Here is a 20668-nt window from a genome sequence, read left to right on the forward strand (position 1 = left end):
CGGCCTTTACGGGCAGTTGATCCCCCACTTAGATTTCTTTAATTCTCTCGCAACCTTGAATTGGAGGGCTTACTGCCCGTTAATCTGCGATAAATAGGTTACACTAAAAATGAGTTCATCAGAGGAAGGATGTTATGTCTTGAGTAATAATGATCGTTTTAAAAAGGCTGAGTTTGCTGCAATGCTTGGCATTATCATAAATATTCTTCTAGCTGCTTTAAAATGGGGGATAGGGGTCTATGCAGGTAGTAAGGCATTAATTGCCGATGCTGTTCATTCTGCATCAGATGTTGCGGGATCTTTTGCTGTTTATTTAGGACTTAAAGCGGCTAAACAGCCACCAGATGAAGATCACCCATATGGACATGGAAAGGCTGAGTCGATAGCAGCCATTGTTGTAGCCGTGCTATTATTTATAGTTGGAATTGAAATCGGAAAATCATCGTTTGCAGCCTTTTTTAATCCAATATCAGCACCTAAAACGATTGCTATTGTAGCAGTATTGATATCAATTATTGTAAAAGAGGCTCTATTTCGCTATAAGTATAAATTAGGGAAGGAACTTAATAGTGATGCATTAATCGTTAATGCCTATGAGCACCGCTCTGACGTTTATTCATCTATTGCAGCATTGGTAGGAATTGGCGCTGCAATCATTGGTGGTAAGCTAGGCATTGGATGGTTAGAATATGCGGATCCAGTAGCTGGTGTTATCGTGTCACTTATGGTTATTAAAATGGCATGGTCCTTAGGGAAAGAGTCTATTCATAATACACTTGATCATGTTCTGCATGAAGAGGATACAGTCGAATTTAGAAAGGCGATCGAATCAATAAAGGAAGTAAAAAAAATTGACCAACTGCATGCAAGAGAACATGGCCACTATGTCATAATAGACTTAAAAATATCAGTTGATCCGAATATGACTGTTGCAGAAGGACATCGTGTGGGAAAAAAGGTGAAAAATAAATTAATTGAAATAGACAATGTACATAATGTATTTGTCCATATAAACCCTTATTATGAAGATAAAAAATGAGCTTGGAGAATTTTCCAAGCTCATTTTTTATGATAATAAAAGCATTAGAAATTAAACTTGTGGTTCGTCACTTGTCTTACGTTTTTCTTTTTCTGTCTTAATAATGCCCTTTTCCTTTAATTCTTTAGTTTTCCAATCACCCCATAGCTGAGCTGCTAAGAAAATGGATGAATAAACTCCTGCAATTGTTCCTACAAGTAATGCAATTGAGAAGTTACGGATTGATTCACTGCCAAAGATGAGCAAGGCAAGAATAGCAATAATAACTGTTAATACCGTATTTATAGATCTTGCCATTACTTGACGAAGGGCTGTATTGATAACATCATGAATATCTTCAACTGTTTTCAGACGTTTTTTCTTTTGCATATTTTCACGCATCCGGTCAAACGTAACAATTGTGTCATTAATAGAATAACCAACTACCGTTAATACAGCTGCGATAAAGGTGATATCAACCTCTAATCGGGTAATACTAAAGACTGCTACAATTAAGAATGCATCATGCAACAATGAAACAACGGCAGGAATAGCCATTTTCATTTCAAAACGAATTGCTACATAAATGACGATGCCAATCGAAGCAATAACCAACGCAATCAATGCATTTTTCGCTAATTCTTTACCTACAGTAGGAGACACTGTACTAACCGTTGGATCGGAGCCAAATTCTTTATTAAAATCTACTTTTAATTTCGCAATTTCTTCTTTTGTAAGTACCTCTTTTAGTCTAGCTACTCCGATTTCTTTATTCCCTCCAGAAATCACAATATCATCGGTTTCGATATTGAGCTTAGACAACTCAGACTTAATTTCAGCTTTTGTCAAAGAATCATTGGAATGAATTTCAATTCGAGTACCTTTTGAAAAATCGATTCCTAGATTTAATCCAAAAACACTTACAGCAATGATTCCTCCTGCCATTAATAAAGCAGAAAAAACATAGAATTTTTTACGAACTTTTACAAAATCAAATTTATCAAATTTCGTTTTTAAATCATGTGCATCGAAATTTTCGGCAATATCATGAATTTCACTTTTCTTAACGCCAAACCAACCAGGTTTTTTATTAAACAAATTACTATCTACCCATAAGCCAAGCAATAATCTAGAGCCATAGACTGCCGTCAAGAAACTGACTAGAATACTAATAATCAGCATTGTTGCAAACCCTTTTACTGAGCTGTTCCCGTAGGCAAATAAAACACCTGCTGCTAAAAGCGTTGTAATATTAGCATCAAAAATAGATACGAACGCATTTTTGCTACCAGCATGGAAAGCAGATTTTACTGTTCTGCCGACTTTTATTTCTTCTTTAATTCTTTCATAAGTAAGAATGTTGGCATCTACCGCCATCCCTACCCCAAGTATAAGTGCTGCGATACCAGGAAGAGTGAGAACTCCATTCATCCAGTCAAATATTAAAAGAACTAAGTAAATGTAAATGGACAATGTCACTGTTGCAATTAAACCTGGGAAACGATAGTAAACAATCATAAACAAGAATATGACTGAAATACCAATAATCCCCGCAAGAATCGTTTTATCCAATGCCTTCTCACCGAATTGAGCGCCAACAGATGTTGAGTAAACCTCTGTTAGTTTAACTGGCAAGGAACCTGCATTCAATAAATCGGCCAATGTTGACGCTTCTTCGACTGTGAAGTTACCAACAATTGATACAGTGTCTTGGTTAAATACTTGACTTACTGCGGGTGCAGATAAATAGCTTGGATTTTCCTTCCCTGCTTCTGCACGGAAAGAATCTTTCCCTTCCTCAAAATCAAGCCAAATGACTAATAAATTATTTGGCTGACCCATATTAACAATTTTTTGCGTTACATCTCTAAATGTACTAGCGCTTTTCAATTTTATTGAAACACTTGGCTTTCCATTCTCATCAAAGGTTTGTTTTGCCCCATTTTCAGCTAAATCAGTTCCGTCCATGAGTTTTACATCATTCACATCACGAAAAGATAAATTCGCTTCAGTCGATAACATTTCACGAGCTTTATCTTGGTCAGTAACGCCCGCTAGCTGAACACGAATTCGATTTTCTCCTTCTACTTGAATATTAGGCTCGCTTACACCTAATACGTTTACCCGCTTATCCAATGCTTTTGCGGTACTAGCTAATACTTTTTTATCGATCTTTTGACCTTCTTCAATTGGAGAAACTTCATAAAGAACTTCGAATCCACCTTGAAGGTCCAAACCTAGCTTAATATTCTTTAAAATATTATTTGTTGTTGTACCAATCAAACTTCCTAACAATAAAACGATCAGGAAGAATGCTACTATGCGACCGCGCTTAACCATTATGTAATTGTCCTCCTTAAATACAACGAGAAATACCATTTCTCATTATGAAACAGTTTGTAAAAGCTGTCAATTTTTCAGAACCTTAATATTACTACTACAAGGTAACTCCCTGCCCCTTCCCATAATTTCAAACTAGTAAAAACGACTCACTATTTCAAAAGCTCTCGTAGTTCATCTTTATCATCAAAAACAAATTCTGCCCCTTTAAGAGACTCAACGGTTGCATAGTTAAAATATTCTCCAACCTTAATGGCCATAATATCCTGAACAATTTCAGATATTTTCTTATTTTCAACTGCATTTTTCCATTTTTTTCTAACCAAAAAATTCCACAAGTCCTGTTCTGCTACTTCACCGTACTCTAATAACGAAAATTCCTCTAGTTTACTTTGCAAAACTGGTTGTAATTCAATTCGAAGATGATCGTATGTATGGCTGATATTCATAACAGCCGCCTCCTCAATAGAATTCAAGTAATAAAGTGAAACTTCCATCAGTGGGGGTTTTCCGACGCACAGGACGTGCTAGTGCCGACGTTGCCACAGGACGTGGCGTTCTTAGTCGGCTTTCATCCCCCACTGATGGTTAGTTGAGGCCCACAGGAAGTGGGTCACGCAGACGTTGCCACACGATGTGGCGCTTTTAGTCTGTGTTCATTTTATGGGCCTTTATGGGCAGTTGATCCCCCACTTACTCTTCATTGTTTTACTCAAATCCTTGAAGTGGGGGTCTTACTGCCCGTTAATCTGCGATAAAATATTTTATCATGGATTTTCTTGATTGCTTGTCATGCTTCGTCCACATGATTGCATATAGTTAATTGTATATGATAACACCTATTTTGAGAAGGCAGGGAGCTTAATGTCGAAGTTTTTAAAAGGAACAATGATTCTATTAGCAGCCGGACTTGTCACAAGGGTGCTTGGATTTATAAATCGTATTGTCATTGCCCGATTTATAGGAGAAGAAGGCGTCGGCTTGTTCATGATGGCTTTTCCTACATTAATTCTTGCTGTTACAATTACACAGTTCGGATTACCAGTTGCAATTTCAAAAAATGTAGCTGAAGCGGAGGCAAAAGGGGATACTGCCAAAACAAAGAAAATATTAGTCGTTTCTCTAGCGATAACAATATCACTATCAGCCATATTTACTCCAGCACTAATTTTTCTTGCTCCATATCTCTCGGAGACCCTTTTTACCGATTCCAGAATATATCTTCCTTTACTGGCAATAGCACCTATTGTTCCTATTATCGCCATTTCTTCAGTCATAAGAGGCTATTTCCAAGGAAGGCAAAACATGAAGCCAGCAGCAATTTCACAAATGCTTGAACAGATTGTAAGAATTTCATTAATCGCAGCAATGACGAAAGCGTTTCTTCCATATGGGATCGAATATGCAGCAGCTGGGGCGATGTTAGCTTCTGTTATTGGTGAATTAAGTTCATTATTATATTTATTAGCAACCTTTAAAATAAAAAAGAAGTTCAGAGTAAGAAAGCAATTCTTTAAATATGTAAAATCAGGAAAAAGTACATTTAATGAACTTATGAGCATTGCTCTTCCTACAACTGGAAGCAGAATGATTGGTTCGCTAGCTTGGTTTTTTGAACCGATTGTTGTTTCTCATAGCCTAGCAATAGCTGGTGTAGCCGCAGTTACAGCAACCAAGCAATACGGTGCACTTACAGGATTTGCACTGCCTTTATTAATGCTGCCATCATTTATTACTTATTCTCTTTCAACCGCCCTAGTTCCTGCAATAAGTGAAGCTAATTCTCGTAATGATAAGCAGCTAATTGAGTATAGGCTGCAGCAAGCGCTCCGTCTTACTTTTTTAACAGGGGGTCTAGCTACTGTCATTTTATTTGTCCTTTCTGAAGAATTGATGAATGTCATGTATGGCTCGAATAGTGGAGCTATATTTATTAAGATTATGGCTCCATTCATTATTTTTTATTATTATCAAGGTCCACTTCAGGCGACACTTCAGGGATTAAATTTGGCAAGAGCAGCTATGATCAATAGTTTAATCGGTGCTGTTGTAAAGACAGCAGTCATTTTCATACTTGCCAGTCAGTCTTCATTTGGGATCAATGGTGTTGCAATGGGCATACTTGTTGGATTTGTTCTCGTCACTTTGCTCCATTTCGCAACTGTACTAAAAGCAATTTCATTCACTTTCTATATTCGTGATTATGTTAAAACTTTTATGGTTATGGGAGCTTCTGGCTGGGGAGGCTTTTGCCTTCTGCAAAATATAGACGTAAATATCCCCCTTGTCATGCAAGTAATGATTATTACTATTACGATAACCGTTATATATGCTCTTCTTACTCTGCTTCTAGGGCTTGTTAGCAAGGATGAAATTAGCCGTATTCCTTGGATAGGAAAGACTCTATCAAAGTTATCTTTTAGATAAGCTATGGTAAACTTACCTGTTGATTTCCACTGCAGGCACTAAAGCGACCGCAGGAGGTCCAGAAGCTCCTCGTCGAAGTGCTCCTGCGGGGTCCCTTTGACTCGATTCTCCCGCAGGACGTTGAATAATCTCCCCCGAATAAACACCGCACGAAGGAAATGCGAATGCATTTTCGAGGATCTTTCGCCTTCCGCTCCAATTAATAATAAAATAGCTTTTCAACACTGCGTTTTATTTTTTTTCATTCTTTAAATCAATATAAAATTGTCCATTTTCAAAGCTGCAAAAAGCAATTTTTTGAATATCTGTATATCCACGTTTTCTTAACTGCTGACGAAGCCAAAGGTTCGTTTCGTTTATTTTTTCTAAGCCAGTTTCCTGTATTACTCCATCTACAATAAGCGGTATTGTTATATTGCCAGTCTTCTTTTTATCTTTTTTAATTACAGATAATTCACCTGTCGTTTCTAATATAGCAAACTCAACATCCGTAATATTTCGAATATCCTTCCCTCGCAATTGAAGAAGCAAATCATCAAAATTATAACGATGCCTTTTCATTGCTTCTTCATCAATTTTCCCTTTACTAATAATTATGGTCGGTTTTCCGTCTACAAGATCTCGGAATTTCTTACTCTTTAATGTAGCAAAGGCTAGAATGATTTGAATCGCCATAAGTAATAACATGGGGAGAACATTTGTAAATAAAGGAGTATTTGGATTTTCAATTGCTAATACTGCCATTTCGGCAATCATTATTGAAACAACAAAATCAATCATGCTTAGCTGACCGAGTTCCTTCTTTCCCATAATTCTAAAAATGATCAAAATTAGTATATACAGGAAAATTGTCCGAAGAATGATGATAGAAAAATCCGCCATATGACATTTCCCCCTTTGTGACATTCTTTTTTATTATTTACAACGTCTAAACTTTCATGTTGTAAATTATTTCTAAATTCACAGCTGATTCTTTATCTCTATTAAGATTTCGATTCTATTTTTGTTATGTGTGAATATGCTTGTACTAAGGAAACAGGCATGATTGGATTATTCCAATTTGCTATATCCACAGGGTCGAAGGGAGAGGGACAATATAGAAGAATCAAAAAATGTTAGTGGTGCAATCCTTTATGGGATCATTGCAGTCTTTTTACTTGCCATTTTTAGCAGTCTAATTTTTTCTTTGTTATTAAAATTTACATCTCTTCAGGAATCATCATTACAATTCATCATAACTGCGATTTCCTTTGTTTCTCTGTTTATTGGAGGATTCATCTCAGGAGGAAAAGGGAAACAAAAGGGGTGGCTTCTTGGAGGGTTAACTGGGCTTATCTACTCCACTATCATCTTCCTATTTCAATATTTAGGATTTGATAAGCTATTTGATTTTCAGCAAATGATCTACCATATTTGTTTTATACTTACTGCCATGATGGGTGGTATTCTTGGTGTGAATTTGTCAAATAAATCAAGAAATGCCTAAAAAAACAATCATGAGTAACCACTCTTAACTTTGTAAGTAAAATGTCGACGGTTTCATTATTAAACAGAAAAAGTGAGATCTATTTAAAGATCTCACTTCTTTTAATTAAGATTTTGCAAGCATATCGCCTGAAGCAGATTCTGTTACTTCGCGGATTGCTGCGCGGTCGTATGTAAGACGGCTTCCGTCACCACATTTAATGACTACTTTCCCCTCATCAATTGCATCGACAAAGCCATGTAGACCTCCAATTGTTACGATCTTATCTCCCTTTTTCAAGTCATTCTGCATTTGCACAACCGCCTTTTGACGCTTCTGCTGCGGACGAATAAGCAAGAAATAAAAAAGTACAAACATTAACAATAGTGGTCCTATTGTAGCTATCATATTCTCCATTCACTTTCACCCCTTTCAAGATTAAGAATTTTTTCAAAAAGTTCGGTTTATTCATCCATCTTTTTGATATTACATTTAGAAATTTTTCGCATTAGGCTTATTAAAGCCGTATTTTTCGAAAAACTCTTCTCTAAAGTCACCAAGACGATCTTCTCTGATTGCTTGTCTGACCCCTTCCATCAATTTTAGCAGAAAATAAAGATTATGGTAAGTTGTAAGTCTTATTCCGAATGTTTCATCACATCGAATTAAATGACGGATATAAGCACGGCTATAATTTCGACATGTGTAACAATCGCAATGCTCATCAATCGGACCAAAATCTCTTGCAAATTTAGCATTTTTTACAACTAAACGACCTTCACTCGTCATTAAGGTTCCATTACGTGCAATTCTGGTTGGAAGTACGCAATCAAACATATCGATTCCACGGATTGCTCCATCAATTAACGAGTCTGGAGATCCAACCCCCATTAAATACCGCGGTTTATTAGAAGGCAGTAAAGGAGTCGTAAATTCTAGAACACGATTCATGATATCTTTAGGCTCCCCTACAGATAGTCCGCCAACAGCATATCCAGGAAAATCCAGTGATACTAAGTCCTTTGCACTTTGTGTTCTTAATTCTTCATACTCTCCACCTTGGACGATTCCGAATAAGCCTTGATCATTCGGGCGTTTATGCGCCTTTAAGCACCGTTCCGCCCACCGAGAAGTCCTCTCTACGGACTTTTTCATATATTCAAATGATGCAGGATATGGAGGACATTCATCGAATGCCATCATAATATCCGATCCAAGTGAGTTTTGAATGTCCATCGCCTTTTCAGGTGATAAAAAGAGCTTATCTCCATTTAAATGATTTCGAAAATGAACTCCTTCTTCTTCAATTTTCCGGAACTCACTTAAGCTGAATACTTGAAAGCCTCCAGAGTCAGTCAATATAGCCCGATCCCAGTTCATAAATTTATGAAGGCCACCAGCTTCTTCAACAATATCTTGCCCAGGACGAAGCCAGAGGTGATACGTATTGCTCAAAATAATACCGGCACCCATTTGCTTCAATTCTTCAGGTGACATGGTCTTTACAGTTGCAAGAGTCCCTACAGGCATAAATACAGGTGTTTCAAATGAACCATGTGGTGTATGGACACGTCCAAGACGGGCGCCTGTTTGTTTGCAGGTTTTTATTAATTCATAACGAATTGCTGTCAATTTTATATTTCTCCTTCCATGAAGTCAATCTAAGATTAAATATGGCATTCTGCCTTCCGACTATAGAATTAGCATCGCATCTCCAAAACTAAAGAAACGATATTTTTCTTCAACGGCTTCATGATATGCCTTCAATACATTTTCCCTGCCTGCTAAGGCACTTATTAGCATAATAAGAGTTGATTTTGGCAAATGAAAATTTGTAATCATTCCATCAATCGCCTTGAATTCATAGCCAGGATAAATAAATATATCTGTCCAGCCACTTCCTTCTTCAAAACGCCCATTATGCTCAGTTGCTATAGTTTCAAGTGTTCTTGTCGAAGTGGTACCAACAGTTATGATTCTGCCTCCATGATCACGGACCTCGTTTAGAAGTCTTGCCGTTCCCTCGGTTACTTGATAGAACTCAGCATGCATATCATGCTCGTTAATATCCTCTACACTAACAGGTCGAAAGGTTCCAAGGCCAACGTGAAGAGTGATAAAGGCAATATGCACACCCATATCTTTAATTTCCTCTAATAATTTTTCGGTAAAATGAAGTCCGGCTGTAGGTGCTGCTGCAGATCCACGTTCACGTGCAAAAACTGTCTGGTATCGTTCGCGATCATCTAATTGCTCTTTTATGTATGGTGGCAGAGGCATCTCACCTAGCTGTTCCAAGACCTCATAGAAAATTCCCTCATACTGGAATTCAAGAATTCTTCCACCATGTTCAGAAGTCCCAACACAAATAGCAGTCAATATTCCATTTCCAAAATCTATTCTTGTTCCCTCTTTTATTCGCTTTGCGGGTTTGACGAGCGTTTCCCAAACATCTCCATCCTGCTGCTTTAATAACAGGACTTCTATTTTTGCACCTGTACCTTCTTTTTCACCTAGTAATCTTGCCGGCAAAACCCTTGTATCGTTTAAGACAAGACAGTCACCAGCCCTTAAATAATCTTTTAAATTTTTAAATATGTCATGCTTAATATCTCCAGTTGCTTTATCAAGCATCATCAATCTGCTGCCTGTTCTCTCAAGCAAAGGAGTCTGTGCAATTAATTCCTCTGGTAAATGAAAATCAAATAATTCTACTTTCATACGACACCAACTTTTACAATATTCTACTCTAAAATTTCCATCCTGCTTCGATTGCACATTTATTGAGATGGCAGCTCCATTTGAAAATGACGATACACAAGGTCTGTTACAATTCTTCCTCTCGGTGTCCGTTGAAGGAATCCTATTTGTAATAAATATGGTTCGTAAACATCTTCAATTGTATGTGCTTCCTCACCAATCGTTGCAGAGATTGTTTCTAATCCGACAGGACCTCCACGGAATTTCTCAATGATCCCTCTTAATAATTTATGGTCAATATGGTCTAGCCCTAAACGGTCTACTTGAAGAAGTTCCAATGCTTCTTTTGCTTGCCCTTCATCAACTACACCATTTCCCTTCACCTGAGCAAAATCTCTCACCCTTCTCAGCAGCCTATTCGCTATTCGGGGCGTCCCTCTCGATCTTCTGGCAATTTCCTTTGCTGCTTTGGCTTCAATTTTTGTATCTAATACATCAGCAGTCCTAGTCACAATTTCTTTCAGCTGAGACTCATTATAATACTCAAGTCTGCTAAGAACCCCAAATCGATCTCTTAATGGAGCAGACAAAGAACCAGCTCTTGTTGTGGCACCAACTAATGTAAAAGGAGGCAGATCAAGCCTTACAGATCTTGCGCTTGGGCCCTTTCCTATGACAATATCCAGACAGAAATCTTCCATAGCTGGGTATAAAACCTCTTCAATCGTTCTTGGCAGACGGTGGATTTCATCAATAAATAATACATCTCCGGGCTCTAAAGCTGTAAGAATTGCCGCAAGATCTCCTGGTCGTTCAATGGCAGGGCCAGCTGTGGTACGGATGTTTACACCCATTTCATTAGCAATGATTGCAGCGAGGGTCGTTTTCCCTAACCCTGGAGGTCCGTATAGCAAAACATGATCAAGCGTTTCCTGCCTAAGTCTTGCAGCTTTAATGAAAACTTCAAGATTTTCTTTTACTTTATCCTGCCCGATATATTGATTTAAGTTCTGAGGACGAAGGCTTTGCTCTAATGATATTTCATTTAAGTCAGCCTCACTCGATATTATCCGCTCTTCCATCGCTCGATCACCACAATTTCACAATATTAAATGAATCCGCCCGCATTATCATTCAGACAAATTCAATATTTTACATTACCAGAGCATTATTTCAAAAGACTTTGTAAAGCTTTCTTTATGTATTGGTCGGTTGTAAGCTTTTCGTTCTTGAGCTCAGGTGAAATCTTCTTAATTTCCTTCTCTGAATATCCAAGTGCTTTCAATGCGAGAATGGCCTCCTCAAATTCTGGAGCATTCTTGCTTGCTAGATGCTGTAGCTTATCCTGAGAAAATAAATCTGGAAAGTAATCCGGCACAATTGCTTCTAATTTTCCTTTTAAATCAAGAATCATTTGCCTAGCTGTTTTCTTGCCAACACCAGGGAATTTAACAAGAAAAGCTTCGTCCTCATTTTCGATTGCTTGGACTACTTGTTCAGGTTCACCTGAAGCTAGAATCGCCAAAGCCCCTTTTGGACCAATTCCCGTTACATCTAATAGTTTAATAAACAATGTTTTCTCTTCTCGAGAATGAAATCCGTATAATGCTATTACATCTTGCCTAACATGGTGGTAAGTAAAAACTTTTACTTCTTGTCCATATTCCTTTGTAAAACTAAATGGATTAGGAGTAGATATTTGATAACCGATTCCATTATTTTCGATTACTATAAACTCCGGCCCAATATAGTCAACTCGGCCTTTAATAAATTCATACAAAACACTCGCTCCTCTGATTTGCTGTACATCATTGTATCATATTTTAATTCATTTCGTTTTATAAAAGGTTGCAAAAATCATTAAAGTTTCATTATAATGGAAAAGTTGTTAAATTGATTGGAGGATTCAGACATGAAAAAACTTTTTGTATTTTTAACAATTTTATCACTGTTATTAGCTGTTGCAGGCTGCTCATCTTCGAAAGATCAAGAAACAAAAACAGATACTGAGCAAAAAGAAACGAAAGAACTTACAGATACAGATAAATCGAAAATGTATAATTCCGTTAGGGTAGCAGAATTGAAGGTTAACGAGATATTCCACAAAGAAACAGCAGCGGATGGAACAACACCTATTATTAATAGTAGTTTCTCTGATGAAAATAAAGCAGTGGAATTTCTTTCAAAGTATTATAGTGAGGATGTAGCTAAAAGCATCTATACTCATTATGCAACAGACAAAAAAACACCTGAAGGACAACTAATTGTCAATTCAGAACCATATTTCACTCCTTCTTTCTTGGATACAAATCAAGATGATGTAACAATCGAAGGGGATAAAAATAAAGCAACAATTAAAATAGCGGATAATAAAATTTATTCTATTGAATTAGTGGACAATCAATATATTGTGACAAGTGTAGAATAAAAAAAGCGGAAGCACCTTTACCAGGCGCTTCCGCTTTTCTATTTGACAAGCGCCATCGGCTCGAGGTCATAAACCAATCCGTCACAAAGGTTAAAGAGCAACCTTTATGCCGGCTTGTCTTATGCTTGAGGCCCACAGGATGTGGGTCATGCGGACATTGCTACAGGACGTGGCGTTCTTTGTCCGCGTTCCTTCTTGAGCCGGGCGCTTCCGCTTTTCTTGTTACCTTGCTTGTTTTTCTACTTTTGAATAGGTTTTAAAGGTTTCTAGCACTTCGACATATTGTTCCTTCGATTTTATCGGAATGCCTTTTTTTAGTTCCTCACATTTTTTGCTTTCCAGCCGACCTAAATCAATTTGAAAAAATGACTGAATGATTTTCGACTTTTGAGGTCTCCCATTAAAAATCGTCAATACTCCATCATCTGTAATGCCGAAATAGCCATTTGTTTTTAATAATGGTGAAATATCATCCATATACCTGCGGAAGATAATTTTATCCTCTTCCATTTCTATAAGCTCCCAATCCTCATATTTAGCCCAAAACTCTTCCATAGACCAAATAGTTTCTTTTAATACTTCCTGACTCACTTCTCCATCCATGTACATTTGTTCTAAAATAACACTTATTTGAAGGGGATCCTCAATTGATCCTTTATTCTCTATATTTTCTTTGGCTAATGGAGTATTTGCATAATGAAAGAATAGAACTACGGTTACAATAACGACAGAAACCGATTTGGTTCTCAAAATAGATCACCTCGTTTTAATGGCGGTGCTTAAAAGCTTGACTCTTCATTCTATATTGTGACCATTTTTATCTAGCTTATCCGGATATTTTTAACAATTTACAAATCTACTTACTGTTCACATATTAGAATGAAAATCGATGAGAATGAACTGTTTTTCCTATCTAAGAAGAACTATAATTATGTCAAGTTATTCATTCATTTACATAGGGGGATACAATGTTTTGTCAAATCATGAAATTCCTTTGAAAAAGAAGAGTATTGTATTTATAGGGTTTATGGGAGTTGGAAAAACGACTATTGGAGAATTAATAGCCAATAAACTTGACCGTGATTTTATTGATACCGACGTAGAAATAGAAAAAGAATATCAAATGCCTATTACTCAGATTTTTAATACTTTAGGAGAAGAACATTTTAGAAAAAAAGAAAAAGAATTTATAACAAAATTGTGCCAAGAAAGATTCCATGTGATTTCACTAGGCGGGGGAGCATTCTTACAAGAAGAAATTAGGAATGTCTGCATGGACAATTGTATTGTTATTTACTTACATTTACCTTGGGATAGCTGGAAAAATAGATTTCCATTAATCATTGAAAGCAGGCCTGTTTTACAAGGGAAATCAATGGGGGAAATAGAAGAGATTTTTAATAAAAGACAGGAAGTATATTCGAAAAATCATTTTAAAATAGAATGCGAACATTTAAGTGCTGAAGAAATATCCACTAAAATTTTAGAATCCTTAAAAAATATAAAGGGTTAATTAAGAAAAAATAAATATTTGTTTTTGGAGTGGGAAAATGATGAAAACAGTAATAGTAAAGGATATCGTAATTGGAGAAGGTGTACCAAAGATCTGCGTCCCACTAATCGGGAGAACGTTAGAACAGTTAAAAGAGGAAGCACTATTCCTCCAAACCCTTCACATGGATGTGATCGAATGGCGAGCAGATTATTTCGAACTTGTTGACGAAATGGAGGAAGTGATAACAGCAATTAGAGAGATACATTCTATCCTCCCTTCCAAGCCGCTCATATTTACCTTCCGCAGTTTGAAAGAGGGAGGCGAAAAGGAAATTCACCTTGATTATTACGTAGCTTTAAATAAAGCCATTATAGACTCTGGATTCGTAGATATTATTGATGTTGAGTTATTTAATGATGAAGATGTCGTGAAAGAACTTGTCGATTTTGCCCATTCTCATAATGTCTATGTCATACTTTCTAATCATGAATTCAAGAAAACTCCATCAAAAGAAGAAATTATTTCTCGATTAATTCGTGCTCAAGAATTGGGAGCTGATATGCCAAAAATTGCTGTCATGCCAACATGTGCCGCAGATGTGTTAACCTTGCTTGACGCAACCTGCACAATGAAGGAGCAATTTACCGATAGACCGATTATTACGATGTCAATGAGCGGGCAAGGCGTTATCAGCCGGTTAGCAGGAGAGTTATTCGGTTCAGCACTGACATTTGGGGCTGCAAAAAAAGCTTCTGCACCTGGTCAAATTGCTGTTACTGAATTGAAAAATATGATAAACATTTTGCACCAAAACCTTTAGGGACAGAGTCTTTTGGCTCTGTCCCTTGTTTTATACCATTTAAAAATCTTTTGCTTCATAAATTTTTATCGTACAAAACCAAGATACTAAATAAATGATTGCTATAATTAAGCCACCAGCAAATATCAACTGATTCACAGTAAACTGGCTTAAAAATTGCTGAATTTCAAGCACTTGATCTTTCAATAAATACATCATAATTTGTCCAAACGCAATAATAGCAATGACTAAAAACATCGTAACAATTCTTGTATATTTCTCCCCAAATTTATATAAAATTGGGAAATAGATTGAGGTAAATAAAAGGATACAAAGCATACCGATGAATAAATGTTTAACCTCTGGAAATGGATGATCGTAAATATGAAAAACAAAGTAAAACACTGCTTGAAATATAACGGACATCATAACGGCGAATACTCCAAAAATTAGAGCCCCAACATATTTTGATGAGATAATATTTTTTCGATTTAACGGCAAACTGTTTAACATAATATGAGAATTGCTGCGATCTTCAAAGCTGCCAACACTTGATATGAAAAAAATGCCTGCCATTGAAATGGCTAAAGTTGGGGGATTCTGCAGAATATGAAAAAAAGCAATAACACAAGTGATTAGTAAAATCATCCTTTTTAACATAAGATAATCCTTTAAAATCAACGAGTACATGTCAAATCCCCCTTATTTGTATAATACATGATGTCTTCTAGAGTTGGTTTTTCAATTAATACTTCATGACCAAAAATCTCTTTTGTTTTCTTCACATCGCTTGTTAGAGCCTCAAATCCAACATTTGTCTTTCGAATACTGACAAATTCCTTTTCTATATCACGATCTAATAAATCAGTGCTCCCCTTAACAATTCCGTATTCAGAAAGCAGCTCATCTCTTTCCTTTGACAACAAAATTCTCCCTCTATGAATGTATGTAATATAATCTGCTATTCGATCTAAATCTGTTGTAATATGAGTTGAAAAAAAGATTGTTTTTTGTTCATCCAGCATAATATCATGCAATAGTTCTAAAATTTCTCTTCTAAAAACGGGGTCTAGTCCTGATGTTGGTTCATCCATAATAATGAATTCAGGGTCATGGCTGATTGCAAAGGCAATCGCCATTTTCATTTTCATTCCTTTAGAAAAGCTTTTAATCACCTGCTTCTCGGGTAAATGAAATTGATCAATATACTTATAAAAAATATCGTCATTCCATTTCTGGTACATTGGTGCAATTATTTTTCGCAGCTCACGAATAGATAATGTTTCATAAAAGCAATTCTCGTCATATACAAAACCAATCCGTTCTTTGATTGCTTGATTATGCTTATCTTGATCCAGGCCAAAAATGGTTATTTCTCCGCTTTCCTTTCTTAATAAATTCATTAATAATTTTATCGTTGTACTTTTACCAGCACCATTAGCCCCGATAAATCCTGTAACATATCCCTTTTTTATTGAAAAAGAAACGTCCTTTAATGAAAAATTTTTAAATGATTTTGTAACCTTTTTAAATTCAACTACATTTGTCATATCACATCATCCCCATACAAAATTAGTACCATTTCTATTAACTCTTCCTTTGAAAGATCGATGATTTTGCTTTCTTCAATTATTTCAATTAACTTTTCCTCCATTATTTTTAATCTACGTTCTTTTAATAACTCTTTATTTTGACTTGCAATAAACGACCCCTTGCCAACTACGGAAACAATAAATCCATCTTTCTCCAATTCCTCATAAGCCCTCTTTGTCGTAATGACACTAATTTGCAAATCTTTCGCAAGCTGACGAATAGAAGGCAGAGAATCACTTTCTTGCAGCTCGCCTTTTAAAACAAGCTCCTTAATTTGTTTTATGATTTGCTCATAAATAGGTTCTTTTGAAGTATTTGAAATAATTATTTTCATTTATCCACCTGCACTTTATATAGTGTATATATATAATATATACACTATATACATAATTGTCAATGTTCTCCTTTAGTACAAACACAAAAAAAGAGTAAAGCTACAATGCTTTACTCTTTTCATAATTCTTTATTTATTTGCATTCGTACTGAACAAATTATCAACATCTAAATTAATTTGATCTCGCGGACCGCCATCTCTTAGATCATTATCAATTACTTTTATACGATTATAAGTAGATGGATTTGTTACAATTGTACTTTTCTTCCCATTTAAATACGGCTGAACTGCTTGTTGAATATTTGCTATCGTTTCCTTTTCGCGATCATTGTCTACAAGAAGCACAGCAATGAGGACATCATTTCCTTTAACAACTGATTGGACATCTTTAACATTGCTTACATGAGCGGCATTATTAATATTATCAACTAACTTCCCATCATATGCTTCATAATAAGAGCTTTTTGCTTTGCGTACATTATAGCCTAAATGTCCATGGTAATTTTCATCATTTCGGCTGAACGTATTATTTCCGTTATTACGGTATGCTTGCCCTTCTTCACCCATTGAATGATCCATCATCTCAGTTACTGGACCGTCATTATCTGCACCATCAAGAATTTGGGCATTGCCTCCACGATTCTCATGGTTTTCATTTGAATAGTAGCCTACTGGCTGCATGGAATCATTATATCGATCCTGAACTGCAGCTTCATCGTTCATCCCACAGCCAGCTAAACCTAATGACATGATCACTGCAACTGGAAACACAAATAGCTTCTTATTCAAGCGAAAAGCCCCCCTCGCTAATCTAACAAGCATGAGCAATATGCCTGAAAAGGTAACAAATTATACTTTGTTTACACTCTTGCATAAGCAATATGCTCATTAATATGGTGGCAGGATTGGGGGACTTTCATTCTGACAGTTACGTCCAATTATAAAGTGAAACTTCCATCAGTGGGGGTTTTTCGAAGCACAGGACGTGCTAGTGCCGACGTTGCCACAGGATGTGGCGTTCTTAGTCGGTTTTCATCCCCCACTGATGGTTAGTTGCGGCCCACAGGAAGTGTGTCACGCAGACGTTGCCACACGATGTGGCGCTTTTAGTCTGTGTTCATTTTACGGGCCTTTACGGGCAGTTGATCCCCCCACTTAGGTTTCTTTGATTTTCTCGCAAACTTGAAGTGGGGGTCTTACTGCCCGTTAATCTGCGATAAAAATTAGCCGATTTCTAAAACTTTCTCTTGTAATGCCTGAAAAAATTCCTTTCTCTCTTTAAATTGTCCAATGGTTATTTCAAATAATTGCTTCATTTTTTCTGGCTGGAAATATGATCTTTCTCTAATTGCCCGATTCCATTCCCTGAATATATCTGTCGGATATGCTAGTGCATATAAAAATCCCTTTTCCTTCAAAGCTTGAGAAAAGCGTTCATATTTAGATAGCTCAGGCAGGGACCAATTTAAAAAGGGCAATATCCGATTCGCATATTGTAGTAAATCTGTAATTGGGTTTCCAATGCTAATCAAATCGAAATCAATCAGATATACAATGTCATTTTTCGAACGTAAAAAATTATGATGAGCCACATCACCATGGAGAATAACTTTTTTTTCAGCTTGAAAAAAATTTGACTCTACCTGTATTCCTTTTATTGACCAGTCAGCCCAATATAGTACCTCATTCAATATTTCCTTTTGTACATAATATCTTAATACGTGAAGATTTTTCATAAACATGGCGGATCTTTCCTTCCATTTTTCCAATTGCTTAAAAGAAGGAATGATCCTTTCAAATCGATGTATTAAATTTTCTGTTAGTTCATGGAATTGAGATAATACTTCAAGCCCTTCTAACTGATCTTCACGGGAATGATACGTAAACCTTTTTTCAGATGGATGTATATATTCAAGACAACCATAGAATAAGTTTCCGAAGTGAAGCGGTGGTTTTTTAGCTAATTGGTAAAAAGAATAAGTCTTCTCAAATCCTTCTTGTTTTAATGCTGTTAAAAAATCATTTTGTACTAATAAACGATTATTCGACGAATAGCCTTTTAAAATAAAATTAGTTTCTTTAGATTTTACAAAGTAAACATGTTTTCGAATTGGAATTATTTCATCAATTTGGATCGTGAGCTGCTTTTGTAAATAGGAGAAGAGACGATTAACAAATAAATCGTCTCCTCCATTATTTTTTTTAATCGCCATATTCACTGCTTTCTTCAATGCTTCGTGGCATTCCGAACGCATGGTCATCCATCGGGTCATATCCATAAGGACTACCATATGGATTCATATATGGCGCTTGTGGCTGTTCGTATGGCACTTGTGGCTGTCCGTATGGTACTCCATACTGAGGAGTTAAACCCATATCGTACATGCCTGGTGTACGATAACCTGGACCATATGCACCAGGATACATTTGTGGAACACCTCCACCACATCCGCAATCAGATTCTGCACCCATTACTGGCATTAGAGGCTTTTGTGCTTCTGCCGGCATAACCGGCATTTGACTGTACGATGGCATGATTGGCATTTGTGCCATTCCTGGAGATTCTTCCATTACCCCCTGAACTAGAGGCATTGCTCCCATTTGTGGATAACCATAGGGCATGTGCCCATAAGGCATTGGTTCACAAAAACCAGAACCAGGCATGATTGGAGAAACTGGGATCATATGAGTTGGATAAGGAGGGCATGGATGCCCATATGCTGGCTGCATTGCAGGTGCCGTGTAAGTTGGTTGAAGAGGGTATTGATGCTCCGCAACACCCATTACTGGTGCTGGTGCTTGCATTCCTGCTTCTGCTGGTAATGTCTGAACATGATGCGGCATCTGATGATGATACATTGGCATGTACGAAGAAGATTCCATATATGCTGGACTTTCAACCCCTGCTACTCCATAGCTAGGCATTAAAGGCATTTGCTGCATAGGCATTGTTGCTGCACCATGAACTTGTGGATACGGCATTTGCTGACTTGGATATCCTCCATGAAAACCAGAGCCAGGCATGACTGGAGAAACAGGATAAAAACAACTCGGATGATATGGATACATTGGCTGATAAAACCCTCCTTGGTGTGTATGATAAATTGATTCACTTTCAGGACTTTCCATAGCAATTGGTTTTGCTTGTGGAAGGATATTTACTGGTTTTGGTGGCAGTTGTGGCAATTGTTTTGGTGGTTGCACCGAAACTGGTTGTTGTATTGGAATTTGCTTTGGCAGTTGTTTTGGTGGTTGCACTGAAACTGGTTGTTGTATTGGAATTTGCTTTGGCAGTTGTTTTGGTGGTTGCACTGAAACTGGTTGTTGTATTGGAATTTGCTTTGGCAGTTGTTTTGGTGGTATCTGTGGCTGCAAATGTGGTATTTCTTTCGGCAATTGTTTTGGTAATTGTTTTGGAGCCGGCTGTTGAAAATAATATTTATTGATTTCTATTTCTGGCATGATTGGTTTTGGCATTTTTGGAATATAAGGTTTAACCGGCACTTCCTTTGGAATTTCAACCTGTGGTGCCGTTACTTTCGGTAACTCTGCTACTGGAGCTTTAGGTAATTCCTTTTTCGGGGGTGCAACGATTGGAGCTTCTTTTTTCGGCGCTTCCTTAACAGGGACTCCTTTTGGTGCTTCCGTCACTGGTAATGTAATCGGTTTTTCTTTTGCAAAAGGGTGTTCTGTTATCGGCATTTCCTTTTTGGCACCCATCTTGATTTTTGCATCCGGCACGCCCCCAATCGGAGCTTCTTTTTTTATGGATCCTCCTGGTCCAGGAACCTTTATCTTCATACCGGGCATAATCATATCAGGATTGCTGAGCTGTGTATTTAACTTTTTCAGCTCTTCAAAATTCACGCCGTACTTTTTGGCGATCTTCCATAGAGTATCCCCTTTTTGTACGATATGGATCTTCACTCTGATTTCCCTCCTAGTCAAATGTCCATATAGTGTATGACAAAATGGGCAAATTGCTAATAATCTACACAAAAACTTATGCAAATAATATTAAAAATATGATTAGAGTCAGTATTTCCACTGGAATAATAAAACATAAAAA

At 36.9% G+C, this 20668-nt stretch carries 21 protein-coding genes; 6 read left to right on the plus strand and 15 right to left on the minus strand.

The annotated features are described in order from the left end of the window. The first annotated feature begins 139 nt into the window (after positions 1–139). Positions 140–1039: a cation diffusion facilitator family transporter gene (locus FSZ17_RS16700; RefSeq protein ID WP_057771687.1), complete on the plus strand. Its 900-nt coding sequence runs from the start codon at positions 140–142 to the stop codon at positions 1037–1039. Positions 1040–1090: 51 nt separating this feature from the next. On the opposite strand, the gene secDF is transcribed toward FSZ17_RS16700, so the two are convergent. Both secDF and FSZ17_RS16710 read right to left on the minus strand, forming a co-directional pair. Beyond that, positions 1091–3358, minus strand: coding sequence for a protein translocase subunit SecDF (secDF, locus tag FSZ17_RS16705; protein WP_057771688.1), 2268 nt, complete (start codon positions 3356–3358; stop codon positions 1091–1093). Between the two features lie 152 nt (positions 3359–3510). After that, positions 3511–3807, minus strand: a complete 297-nt coding sequence (locus FSZ17_RS16710; protein ID WP_057771689.1) for a post-transcriptional regulator — start codon at positions 3805–3807, stop codon at positions 3511–3513. Positions 3808–4222: 415 nt separating this feature from the next. Between FSZ17_RS16710 and spoVB the strand changes: the two genes are divergently transcribed. Continuing rightward, entirely contained in the window at positions 4223–5785 is a 1563-nt protein-coding gene (spoVB, locus tag FSZ17_RS16715) for a stage V sporulation protein B (RefSeq protein WP_057771690.1), read from the plus strand. A gap of 231 nt (positions 5786–6016) precedes the next feature. On the opposite strand, the gene FSZ17_RS16720 is transcribed toward spoVB, so the two are convergent. Further along, on the minus strand, positions 6017–6667 hold the full coding sequence (locus FSZ17_RS16720) for a DUF421 domain-containing protein (RefSeq protein WP_057771691.1): 651 nt from the start codon (positions 6665–6667) through the stop codon (positions 6017–6019). Between the two features lie 178 nt (positions 6668–6845). Here FSZ17_RS16720 and FSZ17_RS16725 point away from each other — a divergent pair, with 178 nt between their 5' ends. Next, positions 6846–7271, plus strand: a complete 426-nt coding sequence (locus tag FSZ17_RS16725) for a TIGR04086 family membrane protein (protein WP_228460233.1) — start codon at positions 6846–6848, stop codon at positions 7269–7271. Between the two features lie 105 nt (positions 7272–7376). Here FSZ17_RS16725 and yajC read toward each other — a convergent pair whose 3' ends face one another. The 5 genes from yajC to ruvA all read right to left on the minus strand — a co-directional run bounded on the left by yajC (position 7377) and on the right by ruvA (position 11730). Then, entirely contained in the window at positions 7377–7667 is a 291-nt protein-coding gene (gene yajC / locus FSZ17_RS16730; protein WP_057771692.1) for a preprotein translocase subunit YajC, read from the minus strand. Positions 7668–7742: 75 nt separating this feature from the next. Beyond that, a complete protein-coding gene (gene tgt / locus FSZ17_RS16735) occupies positions 7743–8882 on the minus strand; it encodes a tRNA guanosine(34) transglycosylase Tgt (RefSeq protein WP_057771693.1) in 1140 nt (379 codons plus the stop codon). Between the two features lie 60 nt (positions 8883–8942). Further along, positions 8943–9971 carry a tRNA preQ1(34) S-adenosylmethionine ribosyltransferase-isomerase QueA gene (gene queA / locus FSZ17_RS16740; protein ID WP_057771694.1) on the minus strand — a complete coding sequence of 343 codons (1029 nt, stop codon included), beginning with the start codon at positions 9969–9971 and terminating at the stop codon, positions 8943–8945. 59 nt (positions 9972–10030) lie between these two features. After that, entirely contained in the window at positions 10031–11032 is a 1002-nt protein-coding gene (gene ruvB, locus FSZ17_RS16745) for a Holliday junction branch migration DNA helicase RuvB (RefSeq protein WP_057771695.1), read from the minus strand. Between the two features lie 86 nt (positions 11033–11118). Beyond that, positions 11119–11730, minus strand: coding sequence for a Holliday junction branch migration protein RuvA (ruvA, locus tag FSZ17_RS16750; protein WP_057771696.1), 612 nt, complete (start codon positions 11728–11730; stop codon positions 11119–11121). A 132-nt stretch (positions 11731–11862) separates the two neighbouring features. Here ruvA and FSZ17_RS16755 point away from each other — a divergent pair, with 132 nt between their 5' ends. Continuing rightward, positions 11863–12378: a hypothetical protein gene (locus tag FSZ17_RS16755; RefSeq protein ID WP_057771697.1), complete on the plus strand. Its 516-nt coding sequence runs from the start codon at positions 11863–11865 to the stop codon at positions 12376–12378. 222 nt (positions 12379–12600) lie between these two features. Here the strand turns inward: FSZ17_RS16755 and FSZ17_RS16760 are convergent, their stop codons facing one another. Further along, on the minus strand, positions 12601–13128 hold the full coding sequence (locus FSZ17_RS16760; RefSeq protein ID WP_057771699.1) for an intercompartmental signaling factor BofC: 528 nt from the start codon (positions 13126–13128) through the stop codon (positions 12601–12603). Between the two features lie 181 nt (positions 13129–13309). Between FSZ17_RS16760 and FSZ17_RS16765 the strand changes: the two genes are divergently transcribed. Beyond that, entirely contained in the window at positions 13310–13891 is a 582-nt protein-coding gene (locus FSZ17_RS16765) for a shikimate kinase (RefSeq protein ID WP_057771701.1), read from the plus strand. A gap of 37 nt (positions 13892–13928) precedes the next feature. Next, complete coding sequence (gene aroD, locus FSZ17_RS16770; protein WP_057771707.1) at positions 13929–14693, plus strand: type I 3-dehydroquinate dehydratase; 765 nt, start codon at positions 13929–13931, stop codon at positions 14691–14693. A 39-nt stretch (positions 14694–14732) separates the two neighbouring features. Here the strand turns inward: aroD and FSZ17_RS16775 are convergent, their stop codons facing one another. The 6 genes from FSZ17_RS16775 to safA form a co-directional block, all read right to left on the minus strand. Beyond that, positions 14733–15362 (minus strand): ABC-2 transporter permease, encoded by a 630-nt coding sequence (locus FSZ17_RS16775; RefSeq protein WP_057771709.1) that lies wholly within the window; start codon positions 15360–15362, stop codon positions 14733–14735. Continuing rightward, a complete protein-coding gene (locus FSZ17_RS16780; protein WP_057771711.1) occupies positions 15350–16222 on the minus strand; it encodes an ABC transporter ATP-binding protein in 873 nt (290 codons plus the stop codon). Before FSZ17_RS16780 ends, FSZ17_RS16775 begins: the two co-directional genes overlap by 13 nt. Continuing rightward, the gene (locus FSZ17_RS16785; RefSeq protein ID WP_057771712.1) at positions 16219–16599 is read right to left on the minus strand and encodes a GntR family transcriptional regulator; all 381 of its coding nucleotides are present in this window, start codon (positions 16597–16599) and stop codon (positions 16219–16221) included. The genes FSZ17_RS16780 and FSZ17_RS16785 overlap by 4 nt, the downstream gene beginning before the upstream one ends. A 129-nt stretch (positions 16600–16728) precedes the next feature. Continuing rightward, a complete protein-coding gene (locus tag FSZ17_RS16790) occupies positions 16729–17388 on the minus strand; it encodes a YhcN/YlaJ family sporulation lipoprotein (RefSeq protein WP_057771714.1) in 660 nt (219 codons plus the stop codon). A gap of 434 nt (positions 17389–17822) precedes the next feature. Then, positions 17823–18812: a phosphotransferase gene (locus FSZ17_RS16795; protein WP_057771716.1), complete on the minus strand. Its 990-nt coding sequence runs from the start codon at positions 18810–18812 to the stop codon at positions 17823–17825. Next, the gene (gene safA, locus FSZ17_RS23965) at positions 18802–20526 is read right to left on the minus strand and encodes a SafA/ExsA family spore coat assembly protein (RefSeq protein ID WP_267128889.1); all 1725 of its coding nucleotides are present in this window, start codon (positions 20524–20526) and stop codon (positions 18802–18804) included. The genes FSZ17_RS16795 and safA overlap by 11 nt, the downstream gene beginning before the upstream one ends. Positions 20527–20668 lie beyond the last annotated feature (142 nt).

It is taken from the genome of Cytobacillus dafuensis, assembly GCF_007995155.1.
GTDB lineage: Bacteria > Bacillota > Bacilli > Bacillales > Cytobacillaceae > Cytobacillus > Cytobacillus dafuensis.

What these genes read in the sequence shown, in the direction of transcription:
- FSZ17_RS16780 (WP_057771711.1), bottom strand. Translation starts at nt 16,222, where the DNA reads ATGACAAATGTAGTTGAATTTAAAAAGGTTACAAAATCATTTAAAAAT.
- FSZ17_RS16765 (WP_057771701.1), top strand. Translation starts at nt 13,310, where the DNA reads ATGTCAAGTTATTCATTCATTTACATAGGGGGATACAATGTTTTGTCA.
- secDF (WP_057771688.1), bottom strand. Translation starts at nt 3,358, where the DNA reads ATGGTTAAGCGCGGTCGCATAGTAGCATTCTTCCTGATCGTTTTATTG.
- FSZ17_RS16795 (WP_057771716.1), bottom strand. Translation starts at nt 18,812, where the DNA reads ATGGCGATTAAAAAAAATAATGGAGGAGACGATTTATTTGTTAATCGT.
- FSZ17_RS16775 (WP_057771709.1), bottom strand. Translation starts at nt 15,362, where the DNA reads ATGTACTCGTTGATTTTAAAGGATTATCTTATGTTAAAAAGGATGATT.
- FSZ17_RS16785 (WP_057771712.1), bottom strand. Translation starts at nt 16,599, where the DNA reads ATGAAAATAATTATTTCAAATACTTCAAAAGAACCTATTTATGAGCAA.
- spoVB (WP_057771690.1), top strand. Translation starts at nt 4,223, where the DNA reads ATGTCGAAGTTTTTAAAAGGAACAATGATTCTATTAGCAGCCGGACTT.
- aroD (WP_057771707.1), top strand. Translation starts at nt 13,929, where the DNA reads ATGATGAAAACAGTAATAGTAAAGGATATCGTAATTGGAGAAGGTGTA.
- FSZ17_RS16720 (WP_057771691.1), bottom strand. Translation starts at nt 6,667, where the DNA reads ATGGCGGATTTTTCTATCATCATTCTTCGGACAATTTTCCTGTATATA.
- queA (WP_057771694.1), bottom strand. Translation starts at nt 9,971, where the DNA reads ATGAAAGTAGAATTATTTGATTTTCATTTACCAGAGGAATTAATTGCA.
- ruvB (WP_057771695.1), bottom strand. Translation starts at nt 11,032, where the DNA reads ATGGAAGAGCGGATAATATCGAGTGAGGCTGACTTAAATGAAATATCA.
- FSZ17_RS16710 (WP_057771689.1), bottom strand. Translation starts at nt 3,807, where the DNA reads ATGAATATCAGCCATACATACGATCATCTTCGAATTGAATTACAACCA.
- FSZ17_RS16755 (WP_057771697.1), top strand. Translation starts at nt 11,863, where the DNA reads ATGAAAAAACTTTTTGTATTTTTAACAATTTTATCACTGTTATTAGCT.
- yajC (WP_057771692.1), bottom strand. Translation starts at nt 7,667, where the DNA reads ATGGAGAATATGATAGCTACAATAGGACCACTATTGTTAATGTTTGTA.